Origin of the sequence: Arthrobacter sp. 260 (assembly GCF_013116745.1) — a bacterium.
GTDB lineage: Bacteria > Actinomycetota > Actinomycetes > Actinomycetales > Micrococcaceae > Arthrobacter_D.
This window is the reverse complement of the sequence record NZ_JABFOE010000001.1, coordinates 166,716-189,700: the sequence shown is the minus strand read 5'-3', so window position 1 is coordinate 189,700 and position 22,985 is coordinate 166,716. Positions and strand designations below refer to the sequence as shown.

The window sequence follows — 22,985 nt, the reverse complement described above, 5'->3', positions numbered from 1 at the left end:
GATCACCCGGCGTTGTGGCAAAAGTGTAATGCACCTAACAGGTAGCCGATATTTGGGAGATCCCAATCGCTTACCTCGGCACGACTTCGGGGTACTTCAGGCACTAGAAAAGCGCTGGGGCCAGTGGTCCGGCCCCAGCGCTTTCGGATCTAGCACATTAGGTCGTGGGTGTGGCCGAGTTACTCAGCGACTGTCCATTCCCAGAAGTTCCACCAGATTCCTTCTTGGGTCGGGCTGAAGCCGACGCCTTCGATGGAGTCGCTGGCGGCGTTGATGCCGATCGACTGGAACAGTGGCAGGCCGTAACCGGTGTCGAACAGACGGGTGTCGACGATGGTCTGGAGTTCCTGCTGCTCGGCTTCATCGGTGGTGACGATCAGCTCGTCCATAGCGGCCTGAGCTTCCTCATCGCAGAATCCGCTGAAGTTGGATGCCGAACCACAGCCGTAGAGCTGCGGAACGCCGGTGACGCCGACGCCGGTGCTGACCCAGCCGAAGATGACTGCGTCGTAGGTGCCGGTACCAAGGGCTGCGCCCCACTCGTTGCCGGGGAGACCGCCATCGACAACCACGAAGCCTGCCTGCTCGGCGCTTTCAGCGATGAGGGTGTAGGCGTCAACGCGGTTGGGGTTGTCAACGCTGTACATGATGCGGACCTCAGGAGTAGCACCGTCGAGCAGTTCGGTGGCGCCTTCGATGTCAACCTCGTCGTACATTTCCGAGCCGTTTACGGGAGTCGCAGCTTCGTAGCCGGGGGTGCCGACGTCGAAGATGTGTGAATCCCTGTGATCAGCCTCGGGGTCGAGCTGACGGATGGTTGATTCAACGATGGCGTCGCGTGGGATCGTCATCATGAACGCCTTGCGAACGTTCTCGTCTTCGAAGACACCGCTGTAGTTGAGGTCAAGGTGGTCGAAGGAGAGCTCGTCGCCTTCGAAGATGTTGACGCCGTCAAGGGCTTCGAGTGACGCCAGCGTGTCGGCGGATGCCTGTGGCTGGATGACGTCGACGTCGCCGTTCTGCAGGCCCTGGACCTGGGCAGTAGCGTCGCCGATGTAGCGGATGGTGATTTCGTCGAGCTGGGTCTCGGGGCCCCAGTTGTAGTCCTCGTTCTTGACGAGGGTCATCGACTGGTCGGGAACCATTGCGTCAACGATGTACGGTCCGCTGGACAGGTACATGGCTGGATCGTCAGGCAGGGTGGTGGTGTCGAACGCTGTGTTCCAGACATCGGCAACGGACTGCAGTTCGGGACGCTCCTGGGGATCCTCCGGGTCACCCTCAGGGGTGTTCTGGATGAGTTCGATCAGGGCATCTTCGTCGGCCAGACCGGCCTGGGTGGCAACCACGTGGGCTGGGGTGTCAATCACGCCGTAGGCGATTTCCCAGTCAGCGTAGGGCTCGGTGTATTCGATGGTAATTGAACGGCCATCTTCACCCAGTTCGGGGAGGAGGGACAGATCCAGACCAGCGGTGCTCGCCGCAGCGAAGTACGTGGTGCCGGTTTCCGCTTCGGCGTCTGCATCATCGAAGTAGCCGGAGCTGACGGCCCAGGAGAACAGGAGGTCCCCACCGTCGATGGGCTCGCCGTCGGACCAGGCAACACCCTCGTTCACTGTGTAGGTGACCGTCAGGGGATCCTCGGAGACGACCTCGTAGGATCCGAACTCTTCCCTGGGAACAACCTCAAGCTGGTCGTTGATGTAGTTGAACCCCGACTTGGTCAGGTAGCTGACCTTGCCGTTGATGTCCACATTGCCTGTGGCGCTGTCTGAGTTGAACGAGGTAAACGGGTTTACCTCGGCAACGCTGACTACGCCGCCACTTGAGGCGCCGGTGTCACCGCTCGCGTCTGGGTCAGAATTGCCTTCGCCGCTGTCTGTGCTGGCGCAGGCGCTGAGTGCAAGTGCAGCGATTGCCGCGACTCCCACAGCTTTGGAAGTACGTCCGAAACGCATTCCGCCTCCTATTTCATGTTCTGGAAATAGCTCAATGTGGTTTTACAAAGAGCTGACACGCCCCCTCGAGAGGAGTGGCGTGCCTCACATGACTAGAAGCCTAAGTGCTAATTGTTGCCGTCAGGTGTCTTAACCCTCATCGCAACCGGGTTGTTACCGAGATGCAACCAAATTTATTTCCAGCGATCACACAGCTGATTCCCAGTTGTTTCCCTCAGGTGCGCGAAGGTGCTTGAGGGCGGTTCAGTTCAATCACAACAGGGCTAATTCATCCCTTATATAAGGTCTCATTCAACTCATCCCTGGGACACCCCTATATAAGGGATGCCCGGGAGCCGTTCAGTCGCCCGATTGCCGCCACGGGCCCCATTGCTCAGCGCCAGGAACATCGCCCTGTGTCCACCACTGGGTCCGGTACACCCTGTCCTCGAAGACCACGCGTCGGCCCTCGGTGTAGACCTCGTTTTCGTCCCACGGTACGGGTGGAAGGTCTGAGGCCTCATCTGCCGACAGCGAAGGGGCGGAGTCCGGTTCTGTGCCCGGCGCCGGCGCGCCCTGGGCCGCCTGATCCTGGGCCTCCGTCGGCGTGCCGAGTGTGGACGTCGGACTGGGTGGCTGCGCTGTTGGCTCGGGCATTACCCGGTCACGGGCTGGGCCACCGGGAGCATTAAGCAGTTCATCGGACAGCACCGCGAAGAGCGAACCGTCCCGGTTGCCTGCCAGGTCCCACCACATTCCACCGCCAAGCCCCCGCTCCAGGATGTAGTCACTCTTGAGCCGCACGGTTTCGGGGTTGTCGTAACTCCACCACTGGTCGCCGTCGAACCGCCAGGCCGTACCCAGGGTCGAGTCGGTGAACTCCTCGCCCACTTCAAGCAGTTCGTCGTAGTCCTCGAGGCCGGGCTCCTCGCCACCCGGTGCCGCGCCGGTAGCTGCACCCCAGGGATCGGCGGAGTCAGCGCCCACCCAGCCCCTGCCGAACGCTGCGAGGCCAAGACCCAACTGGGCGGGATCGATTCCGGCGTCGAGATAAGCGCTCACGGTCCGGTCCACTGAGAAACGTTCACCGTCCTCCCGTGGATCGTCCGGGTCGTCGAAGAGGTTCGCCTGGTGTCCCGTCAGACCCGGCTCCCAGGTCCCCCAGAGGTCGTAGCCCTGGATGTTTCCAAAGTCGAGGTACTCGAACAGTGCTGGGTCATTCCAACCGCCGGCTTCGATTACCACTGGATTTGCGGGCAGGAAGGCGCTCAGGGAGTAGGAGGCGCCGGTGGTCGAGGCGTAGGCGTCGAGCTGTTTCCGGAACTCCTGCAGCAGCAGCCGGAAGTTCTCGGCGTCGTTCTCGGCGTCCACCCCGTTCCCTTCGAGCCCCTTGTCGGTGCCCGGCCACTCCCAGTCAATGTCGATGCCGTCGAACAGGCCAGCCGCGGCGCCGTCCCCTCCCCTGCCCTCGATAACCGGGAGATTTCCCTTGATGTACAGGTCAATGCAGGAGCTGACGAGGGCTTTCCGGGATTCGTCGGTCGCTGCGGCGCGGGAGAAGTTCTTTGACCAGGTCCATCCGCCGAGCGAAATCACCGCACGCAACCCCGGGTTGGCTGCTTTCAACTGCCGCAGCTGATTGAATGATCCGGCCAGCGGTTGCTCTGCCGTGTCCGGTGTGCCGGCAATCGAGGTGGCGGCGTCGTAGGCCATGCCGTAGTCCGCCCAGGCATCGGATGCGCCGTCCGAACCATTCGGGCCGCTTTCCTGAGCCTTGTTCGCCTGGAAACAGGTGAGGGTCTCGTGGTGGATGTTGCCGAAGGCATAGTTGATGTGGCTCAGGTTGCCGGCAGCACCCGAGTCCTGAAGGTCTTTCATCGTGTACTGGCGCCCGTAGACCCCCCACTGAGGGAAGTAGCCAACGGTCCGGTACCCGTTAATGAGAGCAGGGGCGGTGTCAGCATCGTCGGGACTGTACCCCTCCGGGGAACCCTCGAAGGAACAGCCGGCGATCCCGCTGATTCCCAGCAGGGCGACGACGGCCAGGGCGACGATCCGTGGGGATCGGCGCGGGCGCACTCGTTTCATTCTTTCCTCCGGCATGTGAGACCAGCACCGGCAGGCAGCGGCTCTTCTAGGCTACTGGATGGAGGGGATTGCGGTGCTCTTTCATCCACGTCGCAGGGCAGCGGGCAATCTGCATCTGGTTCTTTGGTGCGTCAGTGCGTCCGGGTAGTTTGCGCTCATTCCCTGGATGACGACCGACCGGACAGCGCTTCGACGCGGACAGGCAACTCTTTGTCACCCCGTAGAACGGCGCGGAGCAGGCGCTGTTCCTCCCGCTGCGGCCAGGCTGGCGCCTTGCTGCGGCGCAGCACCAGATCTCCGCGCCCAGTAGAGTATCGCTGCTCAAGATCATCCCGTTCCTGAGACCGCAGCAGCGCGACCGTGCTTCCGGCCACTGAGTCAACGAGGCGAACCAAAGCGGATGGCCCCGTCAGATCGGTTGCAACCAGGCGCTTCTCACTCGTGGCTAAAATCGTTTTCTGCGCCGCGCGGGTGACGACCAACGGACGTTTCGGCCCATCCAGCAGACCGGTCAGCACGTCCGCCGCAGCGTCAGGGCGACCCGCTCTTTGCGCCGCCGCCTGCATCCGCTGCAGGCGACCGGGCTCTCGCAGCACTTCATCGATCTTCCAGCCGATCGTTGCACCGGTGTTGCAACGAACGGCTGCCCCTTGCTCCATCAGGTAATCTCCGTTACGAACTTCCTGTCCGGGAATGGGGTTCACCAGCACCATCGGCAACCCTGCTGCCATGCACTCCGACGCGGTCAGCCCACCCGGTTTGCCAATGAAAAGGTCGGCACCGCGAAGCAGCTGCGGCATCTCTTCAGTAAAACCGAGCACGCGGTAGCGATCCCCTGCCGGCGCGACCACCTGCTCGATGCGTTGCCGCAGCGCATCATTGCGTCCGCAGACAATCGTGGCAGTGAACGGCGAGCGCATGTGCATCGTCTGCCGCACCACCGAGACAGCGTAATCCCCGCCGCTCGCACCAGCAGAGATCAGCAGCCTCGGGGGCCGGTCGGTACCGCGTGTGAGGGTCGATGGGTCAGTGACGTGTTGGGTAATCGGGATGCCCGTGGCTGCCACGCGATCGGAGGGAAGGCCGAGTGCCATCAACTCCACCCTTGCCTCTTCCCGGGCCACGAACAGCGAATGGAATGCTCCTGTGAGCCAGAGGCCCTGAAAGTCGTAGTCAGTGGTGACAACAGCCGTTCGGGCATCAGTCACGCCACGCAGGAGCAGCATGGCCAGCAACTGGGCCGGAAGGAAATGCGTGCACACAATTGCCGTCGGCCGGAATCGTTTAATGGCACCGATCACCGGGGCAGCGTTCGCTCGTGTCCACGGGTCGATCGGGCCGCGGCGCCTGAACGGCGGGTCAGTCATGTCGTAACCCCACTCGACCAACCAGGGCAAGCCTTCGACCAGTACGAAGTAGCCCTTTCCCAATAATGCCCGGTACAGCACGCTGCTCACCTGCAACACGTCCAGCACCTGGACCTCGGCGATGTCGGTTCGCCCCGCACACGCCTGCTGCACTGCCGCCGCCGCACTGTTATGACCTGCTCCAACCCCCGCGGAGAGGATCAGGACGCGCTCACCGGCTTCGGTGGTCTGTCCACGTGCCGACGACTTACGCATGAGGAGAGGCTAGCAGTCGTCCTTACTCTGTGGCCTGTTTCCCGATCGGGCCAACCGCGATCCTTCTGCAACCCTGGATCGTCGACTCGCACCCGCGTAGAGTGCAGACGTGTCTTACCCCCGCACGATCCCCTTGTTGCCCTGTGCTGACATCGACGACATCGAACCCTTTTTTGCTGCCCTGGGCTTCCGCACCACCTACCGCCAGCTTCGACCGAACCCGGCCCTCGGCCTTCATGGTCATGGGTTCGACCTGCAGTACTACGGACTGAAGGGTCACACGCCAGAATCCTCGCATAGCTCCTGCCTCGTCATCGTCGATGACACCGGGCCCATCTGGGAGGAGTTCGCAGCAGGACTCCGCGAGGCGTACGGGAAACTGCCGATCAAGGGCTTCCCTCGGATCACCCGCCCGCGCGCCCGCAAGAACGCCGACGGACTGAGTGGATTCAGCCTTATCGACCCGGCTGGCAACTGGCTTCGCTTCTTCCGTCATGGGGTCGCTGAGACATCCCCATCCGAGTTCAGCCGGTTGGGCGAAGCGGTTCAGAACGCCGTCGTCCTCGCTGACAGCAAAGGAGACGAGGCTCAGGCTGCCAAAGTCCTCCAGGGAGCTATCAAGCGCGCACCTGCCGACGATCCGGCGCGAGCCGACGCTCAAAGCTTCATTGATGAGTTGACCGAGCGCCTGTCGGAAAGCTGAGACCGGACCCGGACTCGCTTAGACGTTGAAGCGGAACTCCATGACCCCCAGCATCCAGCGGCCGGGTTGGCGGTGATTCCGAAGCCAACGTGTATCAGAGCATTTCGAGGGGTTCTGGGTGTGTCGGCGGCGGGAAGGCGCGATCGAGGCGCTCAAGATCGGTGTTGCTGAGGTGGAGGTCGCGGGCGGCGGCGTTCTCGAGCACATGCTCGGCGGTCGAAGCCTTCGGGATCGCGAGCACGCTGCCGGTGCGCATCGTCCACGCCAGTGCGACCTGCGCAGGCGTCGCGCCCAGCTCGCTTGCGATCTGTGTCAGATCCGGGTTACCGAGTAATCGTCCCTGCTCCACGGGCGAATAGGCCATCACGGGCATCTTCGTCGAAGCGGACCATGGCATCAGGTCGAACTCCGGACCGCGACGGGTCAGGTTGTACAGCACCTGATCAGTCTGGCATCCCTCAGGCAAACCCCGGAGCTCGTCGGTGTCGAGGTTACTCACACCCCACGCACGGATCGAGCCCTCTTCGATCAGGGACTCGAACGCTGCGACGGTCTCCTCGAACGGGAATCTCCCCCGCCAATGCAGGAGGTACAGATCCAGGCAGTCAGTGCCCAGACGGCCCAGGCTTGCATGACAGGCCTTGATCGTTCCTGATGCGGAGGCGTTCGAGGGTAGGACCTTGCTGACCAGGAAAACCTCATCGCGCCTACCCCTGATGGCTTCTTCGACAAGGTCCTCACTGCGCCCATTACCGTACATTTCGGCGGTATCGATCACGGTCAGACCCAGATCAATACCTGTGCGCAGCGCCCGGATCTCAGCGCTCCGGCTGGCAGGAGAGTCACCCAGGTTCCACGTTCCCTGACCCAGAGCAGGAACCACAGTGCCATCCGGAAAAGTAATCACTCGCCAACGCTACAACCAGGGCCATCAACTAGCGAGGTGTGATGGAAACGCACATAAGCAGATCAGACTAAACGTTAAACCTAAATTCGACCACGTTCAGTAACCGAATAACCTATGAGACGCCCTATGGCTGCCTAGTCTGCCGCCGAGTCCTGTTCAGCCCTGAATAATCGAGATGCGTGACCACGTCCGCGCCCCGCGACGTGCCCTACCGGCTGTACGGAGCGAGACCTTTGTTACCGGCGACAACCAGGGAGTCGACGAGCATCTGCCACTCATCCAGAAGCTTGAGTTCCTCCGCAGAACTTCGAACTTCCTTGAGCCAATCGTTGGTGTTCCGCGATTGGTCAACGGTCACGGCGCCGTCTTGGATGCACACGTCGGAGACCCACGCGAGACCTCGACGAACCTGGACCTCGACGGGTAGCCGGCGGAGGAGTCCAATGAGCCCGTCAACACACATGCGGTCGCCGCGGGCGACGGGTAGCCAGTCGTCGATGAGATCGAGGAGGTCATCGGCGCGGACCCAGTCGAGAGGCGCGCCGATGCATTCGTTGTAAATGCCCTGGCTCCAGGTGAGCGGTGCGGGAAGGAGCGCATTCGCGGACCAGCTGCCCCAAGAACGGTCTTTGTACGGACTGTCCTCGTCGTTCCGGTAGCCGAGAGCGTGGCGCACGACTGATGGCCACAGACCTCGCGCCGCCGACGCGAGGACCTCGTTCTCGGCACCAGCAGCCGCAAGACCGTGAAGAAAATTCGACAGCAACCCGGAGTCGGCACGCAGGACGTCGAGGTGGCCGAGCACTGGCTCGACGTTGCCGTTGTTCGCGAATCCCTGAAGGAGCGCTCGAGCGGCCACGAGCGTGTGACTGCCGCGATCGTCCGCAGTCCAGCCCTTCTCCTCGTGGACAACCATGGCCTTGGCCTCGACGTCGAGGAAAGTCGCGAGCACCGCGACCGCTACCTCGGTGCAGCAATGGTTGGTTGACGCTGCGGCACCGAGACCTCGGATAGCTGCATCGAGCCCGGTGATATCGACCGAGTCTCCCGGGAGCGCATTGAGGCGTTCGGCCACGTCCCCGTCAATGCGGACGCGTTCGCGGCCGTGGCCGCGCTCATCCCAGGGCCCAATCTCGGCGCCACGGGCAGTCTCCAGGAGCCAGTCGAGCACGATCCGGTGAACGCACGGTTCACCGGCGCACGGTGCAGCCCAGACGACGTCGCATCCGCGAGCGAGGAACAGCCGGGTCTCTAGGGATGCTCTGCCCGCCATCCCCAAGCCGGCGTCTGCGACCTTGGCGAGGTTGCCGCCGACTGACTTCAGCGGCTCGGCGAGTTGTTCGGTCAGGTAGGCGGGCAGAATCTGGGCCACGGCTCGGTCTGCGCCGAGGTCGAAGAAGGACCCTTCTTCGCGCTGGTCTGCAGCGTCGCGGAACGAGGACGCAACCGTGAGGACGAACTCGGTGGCAAACCCCGCTTCATCGCCGAGTGCGGTGAGGTCGCCTGCGACTGCCCGTTCGACGGCCGCACGGATGACATGCGCGACAGCGTCTTCAGGCTGGTTCGGCAGCATGTCCGCGTCTGTGTCGAGCAGTTTACGGCCGGCAACCAGGTCGGCCAAGATTTCCTCAGATGACGGTGCAACATAGGTGTCGCCGTACTTGAGCGACCCCCAGTACCGATTCTGCAACCGGAGGCTGGTCCCAACGAGTGCCTGGTAGGCGGCATGCGCCTCTTGGGCTGCGACGAGTTCAGCTGGCGGTTCGACCTCGACGCGCAGGCCCTCGGCAACAGGGGTGACCTTATAGCGCTCAGCGTCAAGGCTGGCTGCCCAGTTCCTCGTCAGTTCCTGGCTGATGCCGATCCGGTCACCGTTCTCAATGAGCTTCTCGCCAACCTTCTTCAACCGTGCGGCCCGTTCGGGACCGCCTCGTGTGAGGAGCATCGCGGCCACTTCGCGCGGAGTCCATTGACGCCGGTCAAGGTTCTCGAGGCCTTCGGTTCGTGCAGCGAGACCGGAGTGCTCCTTGGTCGTGCGGCTGAACTCGAGTTCCCATACCAGCGGCTCGGCGAGGAAGGAGTCGAGTTCGTCATCGACCTTCTCCAGGTGCCGAACCAGAAGACCGAACAGCAGCCCCGGGACCGCGAGGTTGTCGCAGCCTTTCAGCAGCAACTCGACGACAAGGCGAGGTGAAGCGCCTTGTGTGATCCAAGTGTCGGCGGCGCGCTCCATCGCCTGCAGCCCGCTCATGGCCGAGTACGGGCCAACGGAGGTGCCGCGGTACCAGGACCATACGTGACTGTCGCCGGCGTAGAGCCGCGGGGCCCCGTCGAGGTTAAGGACGGCCCCCCAGCCACCCTCTTCGTCAGCGCCAGTCCCGGCGTCGTCGATGGAGCTTCTGTTCTCGTCAACGGGCAGTAGGAACCGACCCGGCGCGTCGAGCCGAGCCAACGTCCTGACTCTCGCGTTTGCGCCGCTGTTCAGGATGTTGTTTAAGACCCGCCCCTGGGTACTCAGCGACGCACGGTGAAACAGCTGCCAGAAGCCACCGAAGTAGAACATGAAGAACGGAACACCGTTCCCGGTCCAGCGTCCCTGATGCCGTCGAACACCCTCGTCGCGGTGCCAGCTGTGGTTGTCATCGATATAGTAGGCCTCCATCAACTCGGCGAGCAGCTCCGGGTCACGTTGTGCAACAGCGCGGGCGCTGACCGGGGAGTCCGCTGCCGGCGCGAGGGCTGCAGGGGCGTCATCGGCGATGGCTCGCAGGCACTTTTCGATGTCGTCGTCGATGTCTGCGCCGAGGAGCGCCATTGTCTCAACGAACTCTTCCGTGGTCTGGAGGTAGTCGAGGTCTCGTCGCTTCTGACGTCTTGGTGGGAAGCCAGCGGTCGCACTCCTCGCGCTCACCGTCTTGCTCGCGGGAGGCGGGAACGACTTCCAGTAGCTCAGCAGCCGTTCGCGTAGCGCGATGCGCAGCGGGTTCTTCGCAGGCGCCTCGGCCAGCACTAAGGCGGTCAACCAGTCCGCGAGTAGCTCGAACGATTCCTTCGACACATCCCACGGCTCATCCTCGTCCAGCAGAATGCGCACTACCTCGCCAGCGACACCCAGGGTGAGCAAACCGCCAAACTTGTGACGCTGCTGGACGACGCGAACCACGTCAGCCAGGACGAGTCCCGCCGTAGTGTCATCGAGGGCCGTCTTCAAGCAAGCGTATGCGGCCGGCGTCTCGAGCACTGCCTCGACAGGGACGTCGGCCCAGCGGGCACCGTGCACCGCAGCGAACGCCTTGTATTGAAAGAGCACGCCGAGGAACGTTGCCTTCGGATCTACGCCTGGCGCGTTAAGCGCCCCCTTGCAGGCGAGAGTTGCTGCGGACATCGCCAGCCGCGGCACCGGCGATGCCTCCAACAGGTCAGTCTGACTCGCTGCCCGGACAAGCAGGATGGCGGTCGCGTACCGGCGAACCTCGTCGTGTGCGAACTCCGGCTCGGCCCGGTAGGGGTTCGGCGGGGCTAGTAGATGGTCTTTACGCAACGCGTCGGTCGCGGCGGCGTCGACGCTGGCGGCGGGACGCGCGTCAGGCGGCAACTGCATCGCAGCAGCCGCGAGCGCGAGAAGCGTCTGTGCCCGCGCCTCGGCCGATCCGGCGTTTGGACGCCCATCACGGCGAACAACTTTGGACCAGATCAGATCCAGACACTCCCACTCCCCCAACGTACCCGCAGGTGCGACGCCGGTGCGGGTCAGCAGGTCGAGAACAACCGGACGACGCAGCAGCGACTTGGCAGGAAGGTTCTGCAGTATAGGACGCAGCAGTGGGAACGCGTCCGCGACGAAAGCGACGTCCTCATCGCCCAGCGGGTCCATCTTGAACGGGGCGACGGTGGCGAACGCGGTTGTCAGCTGCTCTTTCACAAAATCCGACGCAACATCGGAGGAAACCGCGACGACACCAACGCCAGCTGTCCTCGCCGCCAGCACCAGGTCACTCAGCAGCCCGACAGAACGTTCGAGCGCGGCGTCAGCGGCGTCGATGACCAGCAACCGAGACGCTGCTGATAGCTCCGAGAGCACATCCTTAAGTGACATGCCGAGCAGTCCGTGTAGGTCCAGGCTTGACTGCGGCATGCCCCGGAAATTCAGCACTACTGCCTCGAAACCAACCGCGTTTGCTGCCTCCAGTTCTTTGACCGCCGAGAGCGTAAGCGCGCTCTTGCCGATACCGGACTCTCCTGAAACCAGCAGCGCGGTGCCTCTCGAGCCCGCATCCAGGAGTGATTTAGCCAGACGGCTGCGACAGTCGGCGAAAGAGACGTGCACCGGCCCGCCGACAGTGCCGTCCCCGATGGATGCCCGCACAGCAATAGTCGACACTTCACGGTGTTCGGCGAGCACCTGCCACGCGTGCCGAGTCCGAGTCGCGGCCGCGTCAAGCAGGGAGTGCAGGTCGCGACGCAGCAAGTTCAGGTCGACCACGCCGCCGGTGTTGTCGTACGTCGCCACCAAGCTCTCGAGCCGGTCCCGGAGAGTGACCCCGTTAGTCGACGAGTCAGCAACGCCGTCCAATGCGGTCGCCACAGCCGTCCGGTCGCTCTCGTCGGGAGACTGAACCGCAAAACCAAGCACATGCAGACGACCGAGCAGCCGCCACGTCAGTCGCAAGACCTCGTCGGCCGCGACTGCACCCTTCAATGCTGTCGAGACCATCGTCTGAAACTGGTCGAACCTGCCTCGCACTTGCTTCGTCCAACGGCGGTCAACCTCCATCGACTTCTTGAACAACGCCGGGTTCGCGTGCGCGCGTGCGATGTCGCACAGCTTCGCCAGGTCCTTCCACTGGGCGGTCCAACCTGCAGTGGCCACGGCAACCTGATGCGCGTCGGAGTCGAACTTCTCGACCTCCGCAAGCAACGACTTAACTAGCTTCACCGTCTCGTCGTCGCTGTTGACAAAGTTCGGAGTCGCCCTGCACGCCACCGCAAGCGTCACCTCACTGGTGCTGTCGCCACACGTAATGAGGAGGTCATCGACCGGGTGCTCCGGCCCATTCTGGAACCCCACCGTCCGAACATGCAGGTTTGAGCCCTCCCGTCGGCGGCCACGGGTCAGCATGCTGGTTAAGTACACGGAGGCCACGAGCTGCGCGAAGGTCACACCACCGCCACCAGTCGAGTACGGACTCGAGCCTCGCCCCGCCTTGTACGCGCCCCCGATGGGTTGGCCTGGCCCCGCCACCGCGTCGCCGGGTCGACAGATCTTCCCCAACGGTTCTTCAGTGGCTTTCTTCTCGCACGGAACGTTCACATATTCCCCTAGGTAACCGTGTCCCGGCATTATCTGTACTGCAGCTCGCTACCCGCGGGCTAGCGTAGAGCCAGCTCGCAGTTCAGGCTCAACTTCGAATCACGCGTCAAGTTTATATTCCACCACACCGTTTAGTAGTCGTTTTCCATGTAAATCATGGAGACGGATCAGTGGACGCCCGTGTTGTTACCCCTTTAGCAGCCTGTTGGCCGCATGGCGTATATCAGTATTGGAGTTCGAGGTCATTACGTGCCTTTGCTGCAGTCCCAGCCACTATCTCCACATTGGGCACCAAATTGCGTATGGCTTCAGCTTCCGGCACTCCATCAAGGACTATGCAGACACTCACGCAGCGTTGGATCATTGCGGATCGTGCCCTTGACCCATGAACGGTCTTCCTCAGGCGCCGCATCCACGAGTGCCTTTCGTAGGGCTTTAAAATCTTCACTCGTCATACGCGTGGTACGTCCCATGTCCAGCGCGCGGTGCAGAACCTCGGCAGCACCCACCGGTTCGAGAAATGGCTATGATGTGCCTTGAAGCTGCATAGAAGAATAAGTGGAGGCACGTTGGAGAGCCAGCTAAGCGAGATTGCAAGCGAATTGCTCAACAAGGTTCGCCAAAAGTACCTAGAATCCGATTTTAACGGGCTTCACCTGTTCGGCGAGTTTGTCGTTCCGCAGATCATCACCGCCTCAATCGAATTACTTGAAGCTGGTTTAGTCGAGGTAGTCAGCAGTCAGGACTTCCTCAACATCCACATTCGGCCGTGGCATTCCAGGCGGACAGTTCAAGCACAAATCGATGAACTCACGGAGCTAGATCCAAATGACTATGGAGTCTGCCTCTATCCGACCGAACTTGCGATGAAGCATGGACCCCTCCCGGAACGCTTCGAAAACGCTCCGTTCCTGACTGCGATGGCACGAGGCAAAGCAACGTTGCAGCCCGCGTACTTTAGCGCCGACGTCCTCGAGACTTATAGAAACGATGCACGCTACCGCTTCGACATGAGCGATTTTGGTATCAACTTGGGCATCTCCGATGAGGCCTATGAGGATGACGAAGAACCAGAGAAGGACAAGGTGAGTCTCCTACACTTGGGATTTGCTTATGATTTCCGCGAGGCGAAGCAACAAGACTCCAAGACTCCAAGACTCCAAGACTCCAAGACCCAGATTATTCGACGTGTCGTTGCATTCTACGGAGATCTCGATGATCTCACCCCTGACCATCAGCTGCGCTGGGCAAGTTATCAGGTGCCGGCTGAGGGTGTGGAGCCGCATCCAGTATGGTACGGATCTCAGATGGGACACTGGCCAGACGGAATGGGCCCCTTCGCTCGACTATCCCAGGAACTGGGTTATCTCAATGAACTCTTCGAGCGTATTTGGGGGCAACCGCTACTCAGGACCACTGAATTGCCCGAAGATCTTGGTTGGACTCTTAGATCAGACCAACGGGAGTGGGATCATTTTGTTCACCAGCTTGACAAAGTTTTGTCCGAGAACTTTATGCATTCGGCTTTTGACGCAGCGGGTGTTCCAAAGAAAAACGACACGAGTCAGCATCCGTTTGGAACTAACATACGGTTTCTAGAACTAATGACCATGAATCATGTGACCCAGGAACAAGCAGAGTGGGCGGTGAAACCTCTAAAGGCGGTGAGGACAGCACGCCAAGCGCCAGCACACGCCGTTCGGACAAACCTAACTGATCACACTCTGGTTCGGAAGCAGATGGATCTGCTCCGAGACGTAAATGAAGCTCTGATCAATATCCGCCAGTGGCTGTCTAGCCATCCCAAGAACAAGGACTGGGAAGAGCACTGGCCGGACGCTAAAGACTATTTCCTCTGACGCCTTCAGCCAGCGATCAACGCCGATGTTTGACACAGACATGACACAAGGGGCAGTTTGACTCATTTATTTTGTGTTAAACCGCCCTCAAAAATGCGCGAGATTACGCGCAATTAGACATTAAAACGAAATTCCTCCACGTTCCGTATCCGAAGCACCTCTAATCGACCCGCTCATTGAGAGGGTCGAGAGGGGACGGATCGGAACCAAACCAGCCGTAAATAGCGATAGGGTCGTCTTGACCGATACAATCCGGCTACTTGGTCCGCTCGTCGCCCTCTTGACTGCATCTGGACGCTCCCCGCTGCCCCTCGGCGACAATCCGATGACTACGCCAGACGTTCCTGTGAGCGCGATAGACCCTCAACAGCGGTTCAGGGATCTCCTCGGACCACGCGGCGTGGATCTGCCGCTCGCCCCAACCGAACGTGACGACTGCCCTGTCACCAGCGTAGGCCTTAACGATATCTTCGCGGACGTACAGAAGGTGCCCGTTGAAACCCGGGGGCGCTGTGAAGCTCATCGCGGCAAGGCGACCGTCCCCATCGACTTGGTCGAAGCCAGCAGCGACCGAACGCAACCCCGAGTGCAGTGAGAGCCGTTGACTCGGCACGTACGCGAAGGCCTCGTTCTCCGAGCTGTTGTGCCCCTCCCACGCAAACGTGTGGGCTATCGACTCGAACGCCAGTTCCTCGTACGGTGGGATCGTGCCGCGGTGGGCAGTCGTTTTGGCCTCGAAGTCTTCGGGAAAGTCGAACTCCCCCCCTTCTGCGACATCCTTCGGCTCGTCATCGACAACCTCAAGGAGCTCGTCGGCCGGCATCCCGTGGCTGACTTCCGCCTCCCCAGCGGCTAGCAGATTCACTCGAATGTGATCGATGTACGGGTCCTCGCTGTCGTGAGGGTTCACCCATCCGTCGTCATCCTCCCGGGCGACGGGACGTTTGCCAGTGCCTGCGATGTCGTCGCCCGAGGTAACCATCCGGGTGTGCCATGGGATCTCGCCAGCAAAGAGGTAATGCGCCATGGGGAGTTCGATGAGGTCTCGGCCGGGGTGGTCCTTCTCCGACCACCACGTCATAAACGCCTCGATGTCGGCCGGGGCGAGCACAATGGTGTTGAACAGGCCGTACCCGCCGCGGCCCGTCTGATCGTCCTTCACGTCAAGTTCGGCGTGGACGAGGACCCATGGCCCTTCGTTCCCCGCTAGCGTCTCGGTGTACATGAGGTCGTCCGGTACCTTCACGATCCCTTTGATGAGCCAGTCGCGGTCGCCTGCCGGTGCGGGTCGTACCCAAGTGGGGACCAAGAGCGGCAAGGATGGCGAGATCTGCGGAAACGTCGGGTCGATATCGACCTCCAGCCCGTAGACACGGTCACCGCGTGCGTTCATCATGCCGGTCAGTAACTGTAGCCCGATCCAGCTGTACTTCTTTCCGTACCTATCAACGCGGCCGGGATTCCTGTCTCGGTCCTGGTGCCCGAGAGTCTGATCGACGGAAGAGAACTCGCTCTTGCGCCAACCGAGGTCATGAATGACGCCCAGGACCTGGTCGGTCGCATCGCGGTGTCCCTCGTGCTCGTAATCGTAGTTCGCCCGGTCGGGGAAGAGCCGCCCGAGCGTGTAGTTCCCGAAGTCCATGTGGATGGTGCGTTCGACTTCCTCGCGCCGTTCGTCACCTTGGTGGAGGGGATCGGGGAGATGGCCTTCGGAGAACTCGATGCCGTCTACAGCGCCGGCCGGGACCACGGCCGGATAGTGGATCCGCCCGAACTCGACTGTCCCGGCGATGTAGTACCGAATGAGCCAGTGGTAGGTGGGAGCAATGGCTTTGTTTCCGGTGGTGACATTGACGAGGTTCTCGAGGTAGGTGCCCAGGTGGTTGCCGAACTCGGCGTCCGGTTGCTGGTGCGCTGTGGTCACACCGTACGCAGCTGCGGTGGCTCGTTCGCCGACGTAAGGGTCGTTGATCTCCAAAGCGCCCGCCGCCAATTCGAAAAGCGAGGCGGCATCCCCTCGGCCGTACCAGTACAGGGCAGCGGTCGAGGCATCGCGCAGATCCCGCACCGTGCTGGTAAGCATCCACATGAACCAGCACGCCCTCAGTGCATCAGCCTCGGTTCGTTCGTCGGTCTCTCGCCAACGGGCCGTCCATGACCGGAGGTCTTCCATCGCTCGTGAATCTGTTCCAGCGTCATGACGCAGGTGCGGCTGGACCGAGCTGCGGAGCCACTCGGTCCAGGTGAGGTCACGGTTGGTGATGCTCAGCGACCGGAGCACCTTGTCGGTGAAGTTCGCGTTGAGCGGGTGGAGCGGAACGGCACGGACGGACCTGAGCCGGGGCCAAAAGCTCGGCTGCTTCGACAGGGTCGGAAGATTCTGCTCCCAGGCCACCACGGTGCCAGCGCTGACCTCCTCCGGCGCGAGCTCGGTCGTTCGGAGAAGTGCAGCGTCGAGCAGGGTGGCTCGTACATGCTCCCAGAGATGACCCAGGCCGCGTTGGGGCAGCACGAAGACAAGTGCGTCGAAGATGTCCACCGCCAGAGGGTGGACTCCAGCAACCTCGCCGCTGAACTTGACTTCGACCTTGGGGGTGCTGAGCGAAGTCGCGAACGTCGCGCCGCTGGTCGCTGCCATGCCCGAAGCAACGATATGGCCGGCGAGGAGGTCGTAGACGACCGTCACGACCAGCCCTTCTCGGTTGTCTACCGCCTCAGAGTTGCCCGGAGCAGCGGAGTCTTCATCGATCTCCTGTGCTGTTTGCCGGATGAGAACGCCCTCTCCCTGGAGGGCATTGAGGATGCTGTCGTCCCAAAGCCGGTTGGTGTCACCGAAGATTTCCTTTGCGCGAGTCTCGCTGACCTCGCGGGAGTTGGTGTTCCACATCTCGACCCCGAGCGCCCACAGGGCATTGTGAACATCAGTGGATCGGATACGAGAGTTGGCGAGAGTTTCGATCCGGTTTGCAGCGTCGGCCATGTACCCGTCGAACATCGCGTTGAGGGACGGAGCACGGCCAACGAGTTGAACGGGATGCTCTCTCGTCGGGTTCGTAACCGAGCAGAAGATCCGCAACGTAATCGGGTGATCGAAGCGCTCGAGGGGGAGGTCAACGCCGCCAACGTCAATATTGAAGTGGTCGAAGTACTTCTCGACCGCCTGGTCAATGTCCTCGCCGAATCCGTCGAGATCCACAGAGCGGGTCAGTGACGAGGGAATCGCCCGGTCAACAAACGCCGACCGGAGGGTGCAAACGAGGAGCACCGATGGGTAGTCCGCGAGCAGAACCTGCGCGCGCTCGAGTAGCGGCTTCCAGTCGGTTGGGTCCTCGGCCTCGTTGAGCCCGTCGATGACGATGGGCAGGCGGCATTGAGCGCGCGCGGCAGCCGCATCGACGGCTGCCAGCAGTGCTTCGAAGGTCTCGACCTTCTTCCCGTTGACCGAGACTCGTTGGGCGAGGTCGTCGAAATCGTCTCGGCTCCGCAGTTGTCGTCCGAAGAGCAGTACTCCGGCCGGTCGTGACTCGATGGGGATTGAGAGCTTCGCCGCAAGCTGGGTCTTTCCGTAGCCGGCGTCGCCGGTGACCACCACGCACCGGACCGCGAGCTCGCTAAAGACGCTCTTCGCCAAGGTAGCGGCCTCTCGGGTGTGGAAAACGAGGTTGGCGCAAGGGAGCGCCGCTGGATGGTTGGCTGCGCGAAGTTTTCGCAGGACCGGGGGTGTCGAGGCCGGGGCGTCCGGAACGGTCGCTTCTCCTAACTCCCGCCACGTGTGGTCACCACCTGGGGTGAGGTGTTCGTGGGCATCTACGAGGAGCTGCCGGATGGTGTCGGCAGAATTTAAGAGCGCGTCCAGCTCTGCCTGAACTGATGCCTTGAGGGGAGCGGCGTGAACGTCCTTCTCGATAATCGCCGAGAGAGTGGTGATCTCGGACCCAACGACTTCGAGATGTTCCCACGCATCTGGTTCCGCGAGTATGCGCCGAAGCGTCCTCTCGGCCGGGACGGTCTGATGCACTTCTGGGAACCATCTCTCCCGCACGTCGGCGAGGGCAAGGTTCGCGAGCATCTCCAGACGGTCCGGGGTGAGGACCAAATCTCCGAAGTACGTCTGGCGGAACAGTTCGGCCTCGCCGGTGAGGAGGTTGGCTAGGTCCTCTGCGACCTGGTGCTCGAGCTTGAAGGGTGTACTCAGACTGGCCCACCAAGTTTCGTCTATCGGTGCGAGCGGACGGCGCGTACACAGAACCCAGTCGGTGAGTCCGGCCAGATGTGTCTCCGTCTTGTCGAGCGAATCTTTTACGTCGCTCTTCCGTGTTGCGCCGATGGAGCGACCCGCCTGATGCAGCGGCCACCACTTGGTCTGCCAGCCGAAATGTTGACCGGCATCTCCGAGCGGGCAGTCCCTATCGAGCTTGAGATGGAACTCGACGCCAGGTTGTTGTGCGCGCGCTTGAAACGTCCCGTGCTTGCCGTAGGAGTGGCGCACTGCACCACGCCACAAAAGCTCGAAGTTCGCCGCTTGGTCACCCGGAAGACTCTCGAACCGGCTCCAGTCGAGCTCAGTCATCAGGGACGCTCCGCATCGAGCGCGCCGGCGTAGCGCTCAGAAGGTGCTGCGAACACTACTGGCCTCCCACCCCGGTGCCGTGGTCGTGGTTGGAGTACATCTCAACCTTGGCTCCCCTGGCGATGAGCACCTTGATGTAGGCGATGACGTCGATCTCGTCGGTCTGCACGACAACGTTGCAGCCATCGACCTGGACATCGGTGTCGTAGAGGAACTGCTCAACGTCGGCGTACCCGAGGCTGTGGATACTCACCTCGCTCAACGCGGCGAGAAGCTCGTCGCTGAAGAGGCGGAGTGGCTCGCCGTACTCCAGACGGCCGGCTGCGCGTTCAAACTCTGCCGCTGCAGTCAGGGTCGCAATGGCCTTCACCGCTGCGCGCGCTTCGTCGGCGTCCGCAAAATGTCCGATCAGCTTCAGGTTCATCGAGTGCTCGGTCCCGTACCCGTGCCAAACCTTCATGCCGCCTCCATCCGGACGAGCTGCTTGAGCGCGGCCATCACTCCATCATCTCCAATACAAACGCCGCTGGAGGCGTAGGACGAGGTCCGAGCCGTTCCGCTTGCGTCAATGTGCGCGTACGACCGGAGGCCGACTTCGCCGGGTAGAGCGTCCGCGATCGGCACGCCGAGCGCAGCATCGGCCGATGTGGCGAGCGGCACGGGGCCAGTGTACGAAAGGACCCAGTTCTCCAGTGTGTGCAGAGTCTTTTGCTCCACCCCGGGCGTTCCGGCGGTTGGCTGTTCTGGCAGCAGCAGAAGCTCGGAGGCCCCATGTGCCTCGGCGAGCGCAGCGATGGCATCCAGGTCCGCGACTGTATCTTGGTTGATCACGCTGTTCATCCCCCACTGGAAGTCGGCCGCAATCGCATCTAAGGATACCCGCAGGTCCGCAAAACTGCGGCCACGGAGTCGCTCGTAGGTGTTTCCGACCCCGTCGACGCTGACACGAACAAAGTTCACGGTACCGCGAAGGCGCGAGATCAGGTCAGCGTTAAAGCGATGGCCGTGGGTTGTCATCGTCACCGCGAGGTCGGTGTTCTCTGCCGCGTGCGCACAGACTTCAGGAAGGTGCCGGTACAGGGTCGGCTCGCCGCCTCCGAAGCCTATGCCGAGGGCCCCTGCTTGGTCTAGTTCGTCCATCCAGCTGAGCAGGTAATTCATATCGAGGACCGCGTGGTGCTTCGGAGCGTAACAGTAGGAGCACGCCAGGTCGCAGGCGTTCGTCACCGCGATTGAGACCTGGCGCGGCGCAGACGACCAGGCATGCTCAGATGGCGCGACCTCGTCGAGAAGAACGTTCAGTCCGGACTGCCGGTCAAAAAGGTGCATGCCGTCGGGTCCAAGGCGGATCCGCATACTAATCTCCCATCGTCTTGCCCCGGTACAGGGCAATGCGGCTGCGGCCGACCTTCACCGAGATTCGACCGCACGACGCCTATGGGTGCGGTGCAGCCTGTCGCGTTACCACCGTGAGGCTGAACTCGCGATCGTGCAGCAGATTCGATCTCCAGCAGGCAGTTCACTTGAGACACCGGCTGACCAATAGCGTCATTCATCCCCGGCACATAAGTGAGCCGGGGAGTGTGGTCGACCGTTCGACCGCACGTACGAATACTATGCGACTCGACCACCAGCCGCGAACAACTTATAACACGACACGTTCATCGATCGAGCCGTTCAACAAACTTCATGCGGATTCTGTGTGGTCTACGAACCGGTATATCCAACCTGGCCTGCACGATCCTGGGGAAACATCTAATCCAAATTCCACCGCTTTCCGTGACAAAGAAAGGTCTCGGAGTCACCTAATGGAGGTCCTGGTCGTCCGTCACGCCGGCGAATCGTCCATCCGGCCTAGTCCCCAAACCTGGGCCCGGGCTCGTCGTGCTTCAACTGGGCGATCGCGCGGGCCTCAGTGGTGGCTGCGATGATCTTGTCCCGGACGGCTTCGAGTGTGCGCTGCATGCTGGTCATGTGGCAATCCTAGGGCGACGCGTCCCCATTCGGCGTGGGTGAGGAGCCTCCACCAAGCGCTCATCGTGGGACCGTGAATCCGGCTTAATGAAGTTCAGGCACCTACTCACCATGGTCGTGAGTAGGTGCCCTATTGTTGCGGGGACAGGATTTGAACCTGTGACCTCTGGGTTATGAGCCCAGCGAGCTACCGAACTGCTCCACCCCGCGGCGCATGGTCGACCTTACGCACTACACGATGAAGACACCAAATCAAGGTCACGCCAGGACCGGGGCGGTTGAGCTGTTTCCCGCGGAGCCGGTTACGCTCAGGGACGGCGAAAGTGTCCGGCGCCCCGAGGTCATTCAAGACACAGCCGCTGCACGCGCGGCATCCTTATGTTTCACAGGGGCGGCATTTCTATCGATTCAGACGGGGGTCTTATACATTGAATCTAACGCCACGACGTTCGAGAGCTGAATGACCTTTGCCTTCACCTCGCCATAGATGGTGATCTATGGCAGCAAGCCCATCGGGGCACCACTGGGGCATGCAGCAGCGGGAAGCCCTTCCGGGACCAAGTTATCCCCCCAATCCTCATTCTTACCGCCCCTAACCCAACGCTCGTCGCGAAGCAAGCATCATGTCGCGCCACGCCCGCCGCTTCATCGCATCATGCAAATGTTGTACGAATTTTCGTGAAGAAGTCCTTGACTCATCCGAAGTCATCTGGCCTAGCGCGGCTACCCCTGCGGCGCTTCTATTCCGGCACCGTGGGCGCTTTTGATCGACGGCGAGGTGACCTACGTGGTGGCACGCTCAAACCGCGCGCTGAAGTCGACCCAGCCGGGGTTGAACACGGCCGCGGTCTCAGTGTCGTCGAGCTTGAGCCTGCAGACGGGGCACCTAAAATACGTGGTCAAGACAACGTTCTGGGAGTATTCGCCGGGACCCTCGTACTCGTACTCGACGTCATCGATGACGCCCCACATACGACCCGTCCGCGCGCATGAAGGGCACGTCTCCTCGTAGTCCACGTCGGGGCCGATCTCATGGCCCACGGACTCCGCGAGTGCATGTTCGAGCTGCTCCGCCCACTGCTCGAAGTCCTTGCTGCCCTTCTGCCGGGAATCCCGCCGTCTCTCGAAGACGATCTTCGCGCTGAGTAGCTTCTCGTGTAGCGCGAGTGCAAATGCGTTAAAGCGGCGCTCCTGCGTGCGCGCGGCATACTCGGACAGCCAGCTCGTTGCGAGGAGACCGGACGCACCTTGGACGAAGTGAATCCAAAGCCCGAGGCGGTCCACGACTTCAGTCAACCCCTGAGTGGCGAGTCCCGCGTGGGCGGCGTAGTTCCGGTTGCTGAGAATCTGGGCGCCGAGGTCCTCGACCTTCTTATCGAGATTGAGGTGACTACAAAGAAGCCGTTGCAAGGGGCTTGCGTCAGCAGTCTTGCCGAGCTCCAAAGGGTGATTCTTGGGCGGCACAGCATCGGAAGGCTTCTCCATGATTAACGCCAAATGCTCTTTCGCGAGCAGGGACTTGCTCAGAAGTTCAACGGCCGCGCCAGCGTGGATGCTAGCACGCACCGCGGCGAAGGAGGCCGCCCTCGGCTCATCCTCATCCAGAATCTCATAGGCGGCGGAAGCATGCTGCCCAGCGCAGATTAGAAGAGTTTCATGGAGCGGGAGCAATTCCCACCAGGTCTGAGACGTCATGAACTGGCCTTCTCTATCCTCGGACGGCACGCTCGCTGGCGGCATCGGCTCGGCAACTGCCATCACATCAGCTAAATCTTGGTTCCGCAGTACTGAACGGCGGAATTCGTCATTGTGGTTTCAACACATCAGCAGTCCCCATCGTACCGGCCGCAACATACTGCTCCGTACAGTTAGCGGAACCCGCAAAGCCATGAAAGTCTGGCCGCCGACAGGTGCATTCGATGAGCGACGCACTCGCTCTTGGTCGCCTGACAGGCGAACCGGGACCATCGGCTCTCCCGAGGTTCAACAGCTAATCGGCACACAGGGCGTGGGT

The 22,985-nt window shown here is 61.6% G+C and carries 11 protein-coding genes and 1 tRNA gene; 2 read left to right on the top strand and 10 right to left on the bottom strand.

The window, feature by feature from the left end; translation table 11 throughout:
- Nucleotides 1–179: 179 nt before the first annotated feature.
- The 3 genes from HMI57_RS00895 to HMI57_RS00885 form a co-directional block, all read right to left on the bottom strand.
- Nucleotides 180–1,958, bottom strand: coding sequence for an ABC transporter family substrate-binding protein (locus HMI57_RS00895; RefSeq protein WP_171584019.1), 1,779 nt, complete (start codon nt 1,956–1,958; stop codon nt 180–182).
- A gap of 339 nt (nt 1,959–2,297) precedes the next feature.
- Entirely contained in the window at nt 2,298–4,025 is a 1,728-nt protein-coding gene (locus tag HMI57_RS00890; RefSeq protein ID WP_171584018.1) for a glycosyl hydrolase family 18 protein, read from the bottom strand.
- Nucleotides 4,026–4,180: 155 nt separating this feature from the next.
- Complete coding sequence (locus HMI57_RS00885) at nt 4,181–5,647, bottom strand: glycosyltransferase (RefSeq protein WP_171584017.1); 1,467 nt, start codon at nt 5,645–5,647, stop codon at nt 4,181–4,183.
- 109 nt (nt 5,648–5,756) lie between these two features.
- Between HMI57_RS00885 and HMI57_RS00880 the strand changes: the two genes are divergently transcribed.
- Nucleotides 5,757–6,350 (top strand): hypothetical protein, encoded by a 594-nt coding sequence (locus HMI57_RS00880; protein ID WP_171584016.1) that lies wholly within the window; start codon nt 5,757–5,759, stop codon nt 6,348–6,350.
- A 94-nt stretch (nt 6,351–6,444) separates the two neighbouring features.
- Here the strand turns inward: HMI57_RS00880 and HMI57_RS00875 are convergent, their stop codons facing one another.
- Nucleotides 6,445–7,257: an aldo/keto reductase gene (locus HMI57_RS00875; RefSeq protein WP_171584015.1), complete on the bottom strand. Its 813-nt coding sequence runs from the start codon at nt 7,255–7,257 to the stop codon at nt 6,445–6,447.
- A 208-nt stretch (nt 7,258–7,465) separates the two neighbouring features.
- Nucleotides 7,466–12,418, bottom strand: coding sequence for a hypothetical protein (locus HMI57_RS00870; RefSeq protein WP_216607030.1), 4,953 nt, complete (start codon nt 12,416–12,418; stop codon nt 7,466–7,468).
- 719 nt (nt 12,419–13,137) lie between these two features.
- Here HMI57_RS00870 and HMI57_RS00865 point away from each other — a divergent pair.
- On the top strand, nt 13,138–14,427 hold the full coding sequence (locus HMI57_RS00865; RefSeq protein WP_171584014.1) for a hypothetical protein: 1,290 nt from the start codon (nt 13,138–13,140) through the stop codon (nt 14,425–14,427).
- 256 nt (nt 14,428–14,683) lie between these two features.
- On the opposite strand, the gene HMI57_RS00860 is transcribed toward HMI57_RS00865, so the two are convergent.
- From HMI57_RS00860 to HMI57_RS00840, 5 genes are all read right to left on the bottom strand, one after another.
- The gene (locus HMI57_RS00860; protein ID WP_171584013.1) at nt 14,684–18,997 is read right to left on the bottom strand and encodes an NACHT domain-containing protein; all 4,314 of its coding nucleotides are present in this window, start codon (nt 18,995–18,997) and stop codon (nt 14,684–14,686) included.
- A 55-nt stretch (nt 18,998–19,052) separates the two neighbouring features.
- Nucleotides 19,053–19,457, bottom strand: coding sequence for a DUF6375 family protein (locus HMI57_RS00855; RefSeq protein WP_171584012.1), 405 nt, complete (start codon nt 19,455–19,457; stop codon nt 19,053–19,055).
- Complete coding sequence (locus HMI57_RS00850; RefSeq protein ID WP_171584011.1) at nt 19,454–20,353, bottom strand: radical SAM protein; 900 nt, start codon at nt 20,351–20,353, stop codon at nt 19,454–19,456. Before HMI57_RS00850 ends, HMI57_RS00855 begins: the two co-directional genes overlap by 4 nt.
- Nucleotides 20,354–21,107: 754 nt before the next feature.
- Nucleotides 21,108–21,181 (bottom strand) — tRNA-Met (locus HMI57_RS00845).
- Nucleotides 21,182–21,754: 573 nt separating this feature from the next.
- Nucleotides 21,755–22,729 carry a hypothetical protein gene (locus HMI57_RS00840; protein ID WP_171584010.1) on the bottom strand — a complete coding sequence of 325 codons (975 nt, stop codon included), beginning with the start codon at nt 22,727–22,729 and terminating at the stop codon, nt 21,755–21,757.
- Nucleotides 22,730–22,985: the final 256 nt, after the last annotated feature.

What these genes read in the sequence shown, in the direction of transcription:
- HMI57_RS00840 (WP_171584010.1), bottom strand. Translation starts at nt 22,729, where the DNA reads ATGGCAGTTGCCGAGCCGATGCCGCCAGCGAGCGTGCCGTCCGAGGAT.
- HMI57_RS00890 (WP_171584018.1), bottom strand. Translation starts at nt 4,025, where the DNA reads ATGAAACGAGTGCGCCCGCGCCGATCCCCACGGATCGTCGCCCTGGCC.
- HMI57_RS00850 (WP_171584011.1), bottom strand. Translation starts at nt 20,353, where the DNA reads ATGCGGATCCGCCTTGGACCCGACGGCATGCACCTTTTTGACCGGCAG.
- HMI57_RS00855 (WP_171584012.1), bottom strand. Translation starts at nt 19,457, where the DNA reads ATGAAGGTTTGGCACGGGTACGGGACCGAGCACTCGATGAACCTGAAG.
- HMI57_RS00860 (WP_171584013.1), bottom strand. Translation starts at nt 18,997, where the DNA reads ATGACTGAGCTCGACTGGAGCCGGTTCGAGAGTCTTCCGGGTGACCAA.
- HMI57_RS00885 (WP_171584017.1), bottom strand. Translation starts at nt 5,647, where the DNA reads ATGCGTAAGTCGTCGGCACGTGGACAGACCACCGAAGCCGGTGAGCGC.
- HMI57_RS00895 (WP_171584019.1), bottom strand. Translation starts at nt 1,958, where the DNA reads ATGCGTTTCGGACGTACTTCCAAAGCTGTGGGAGTCGCGGCAATCGCT.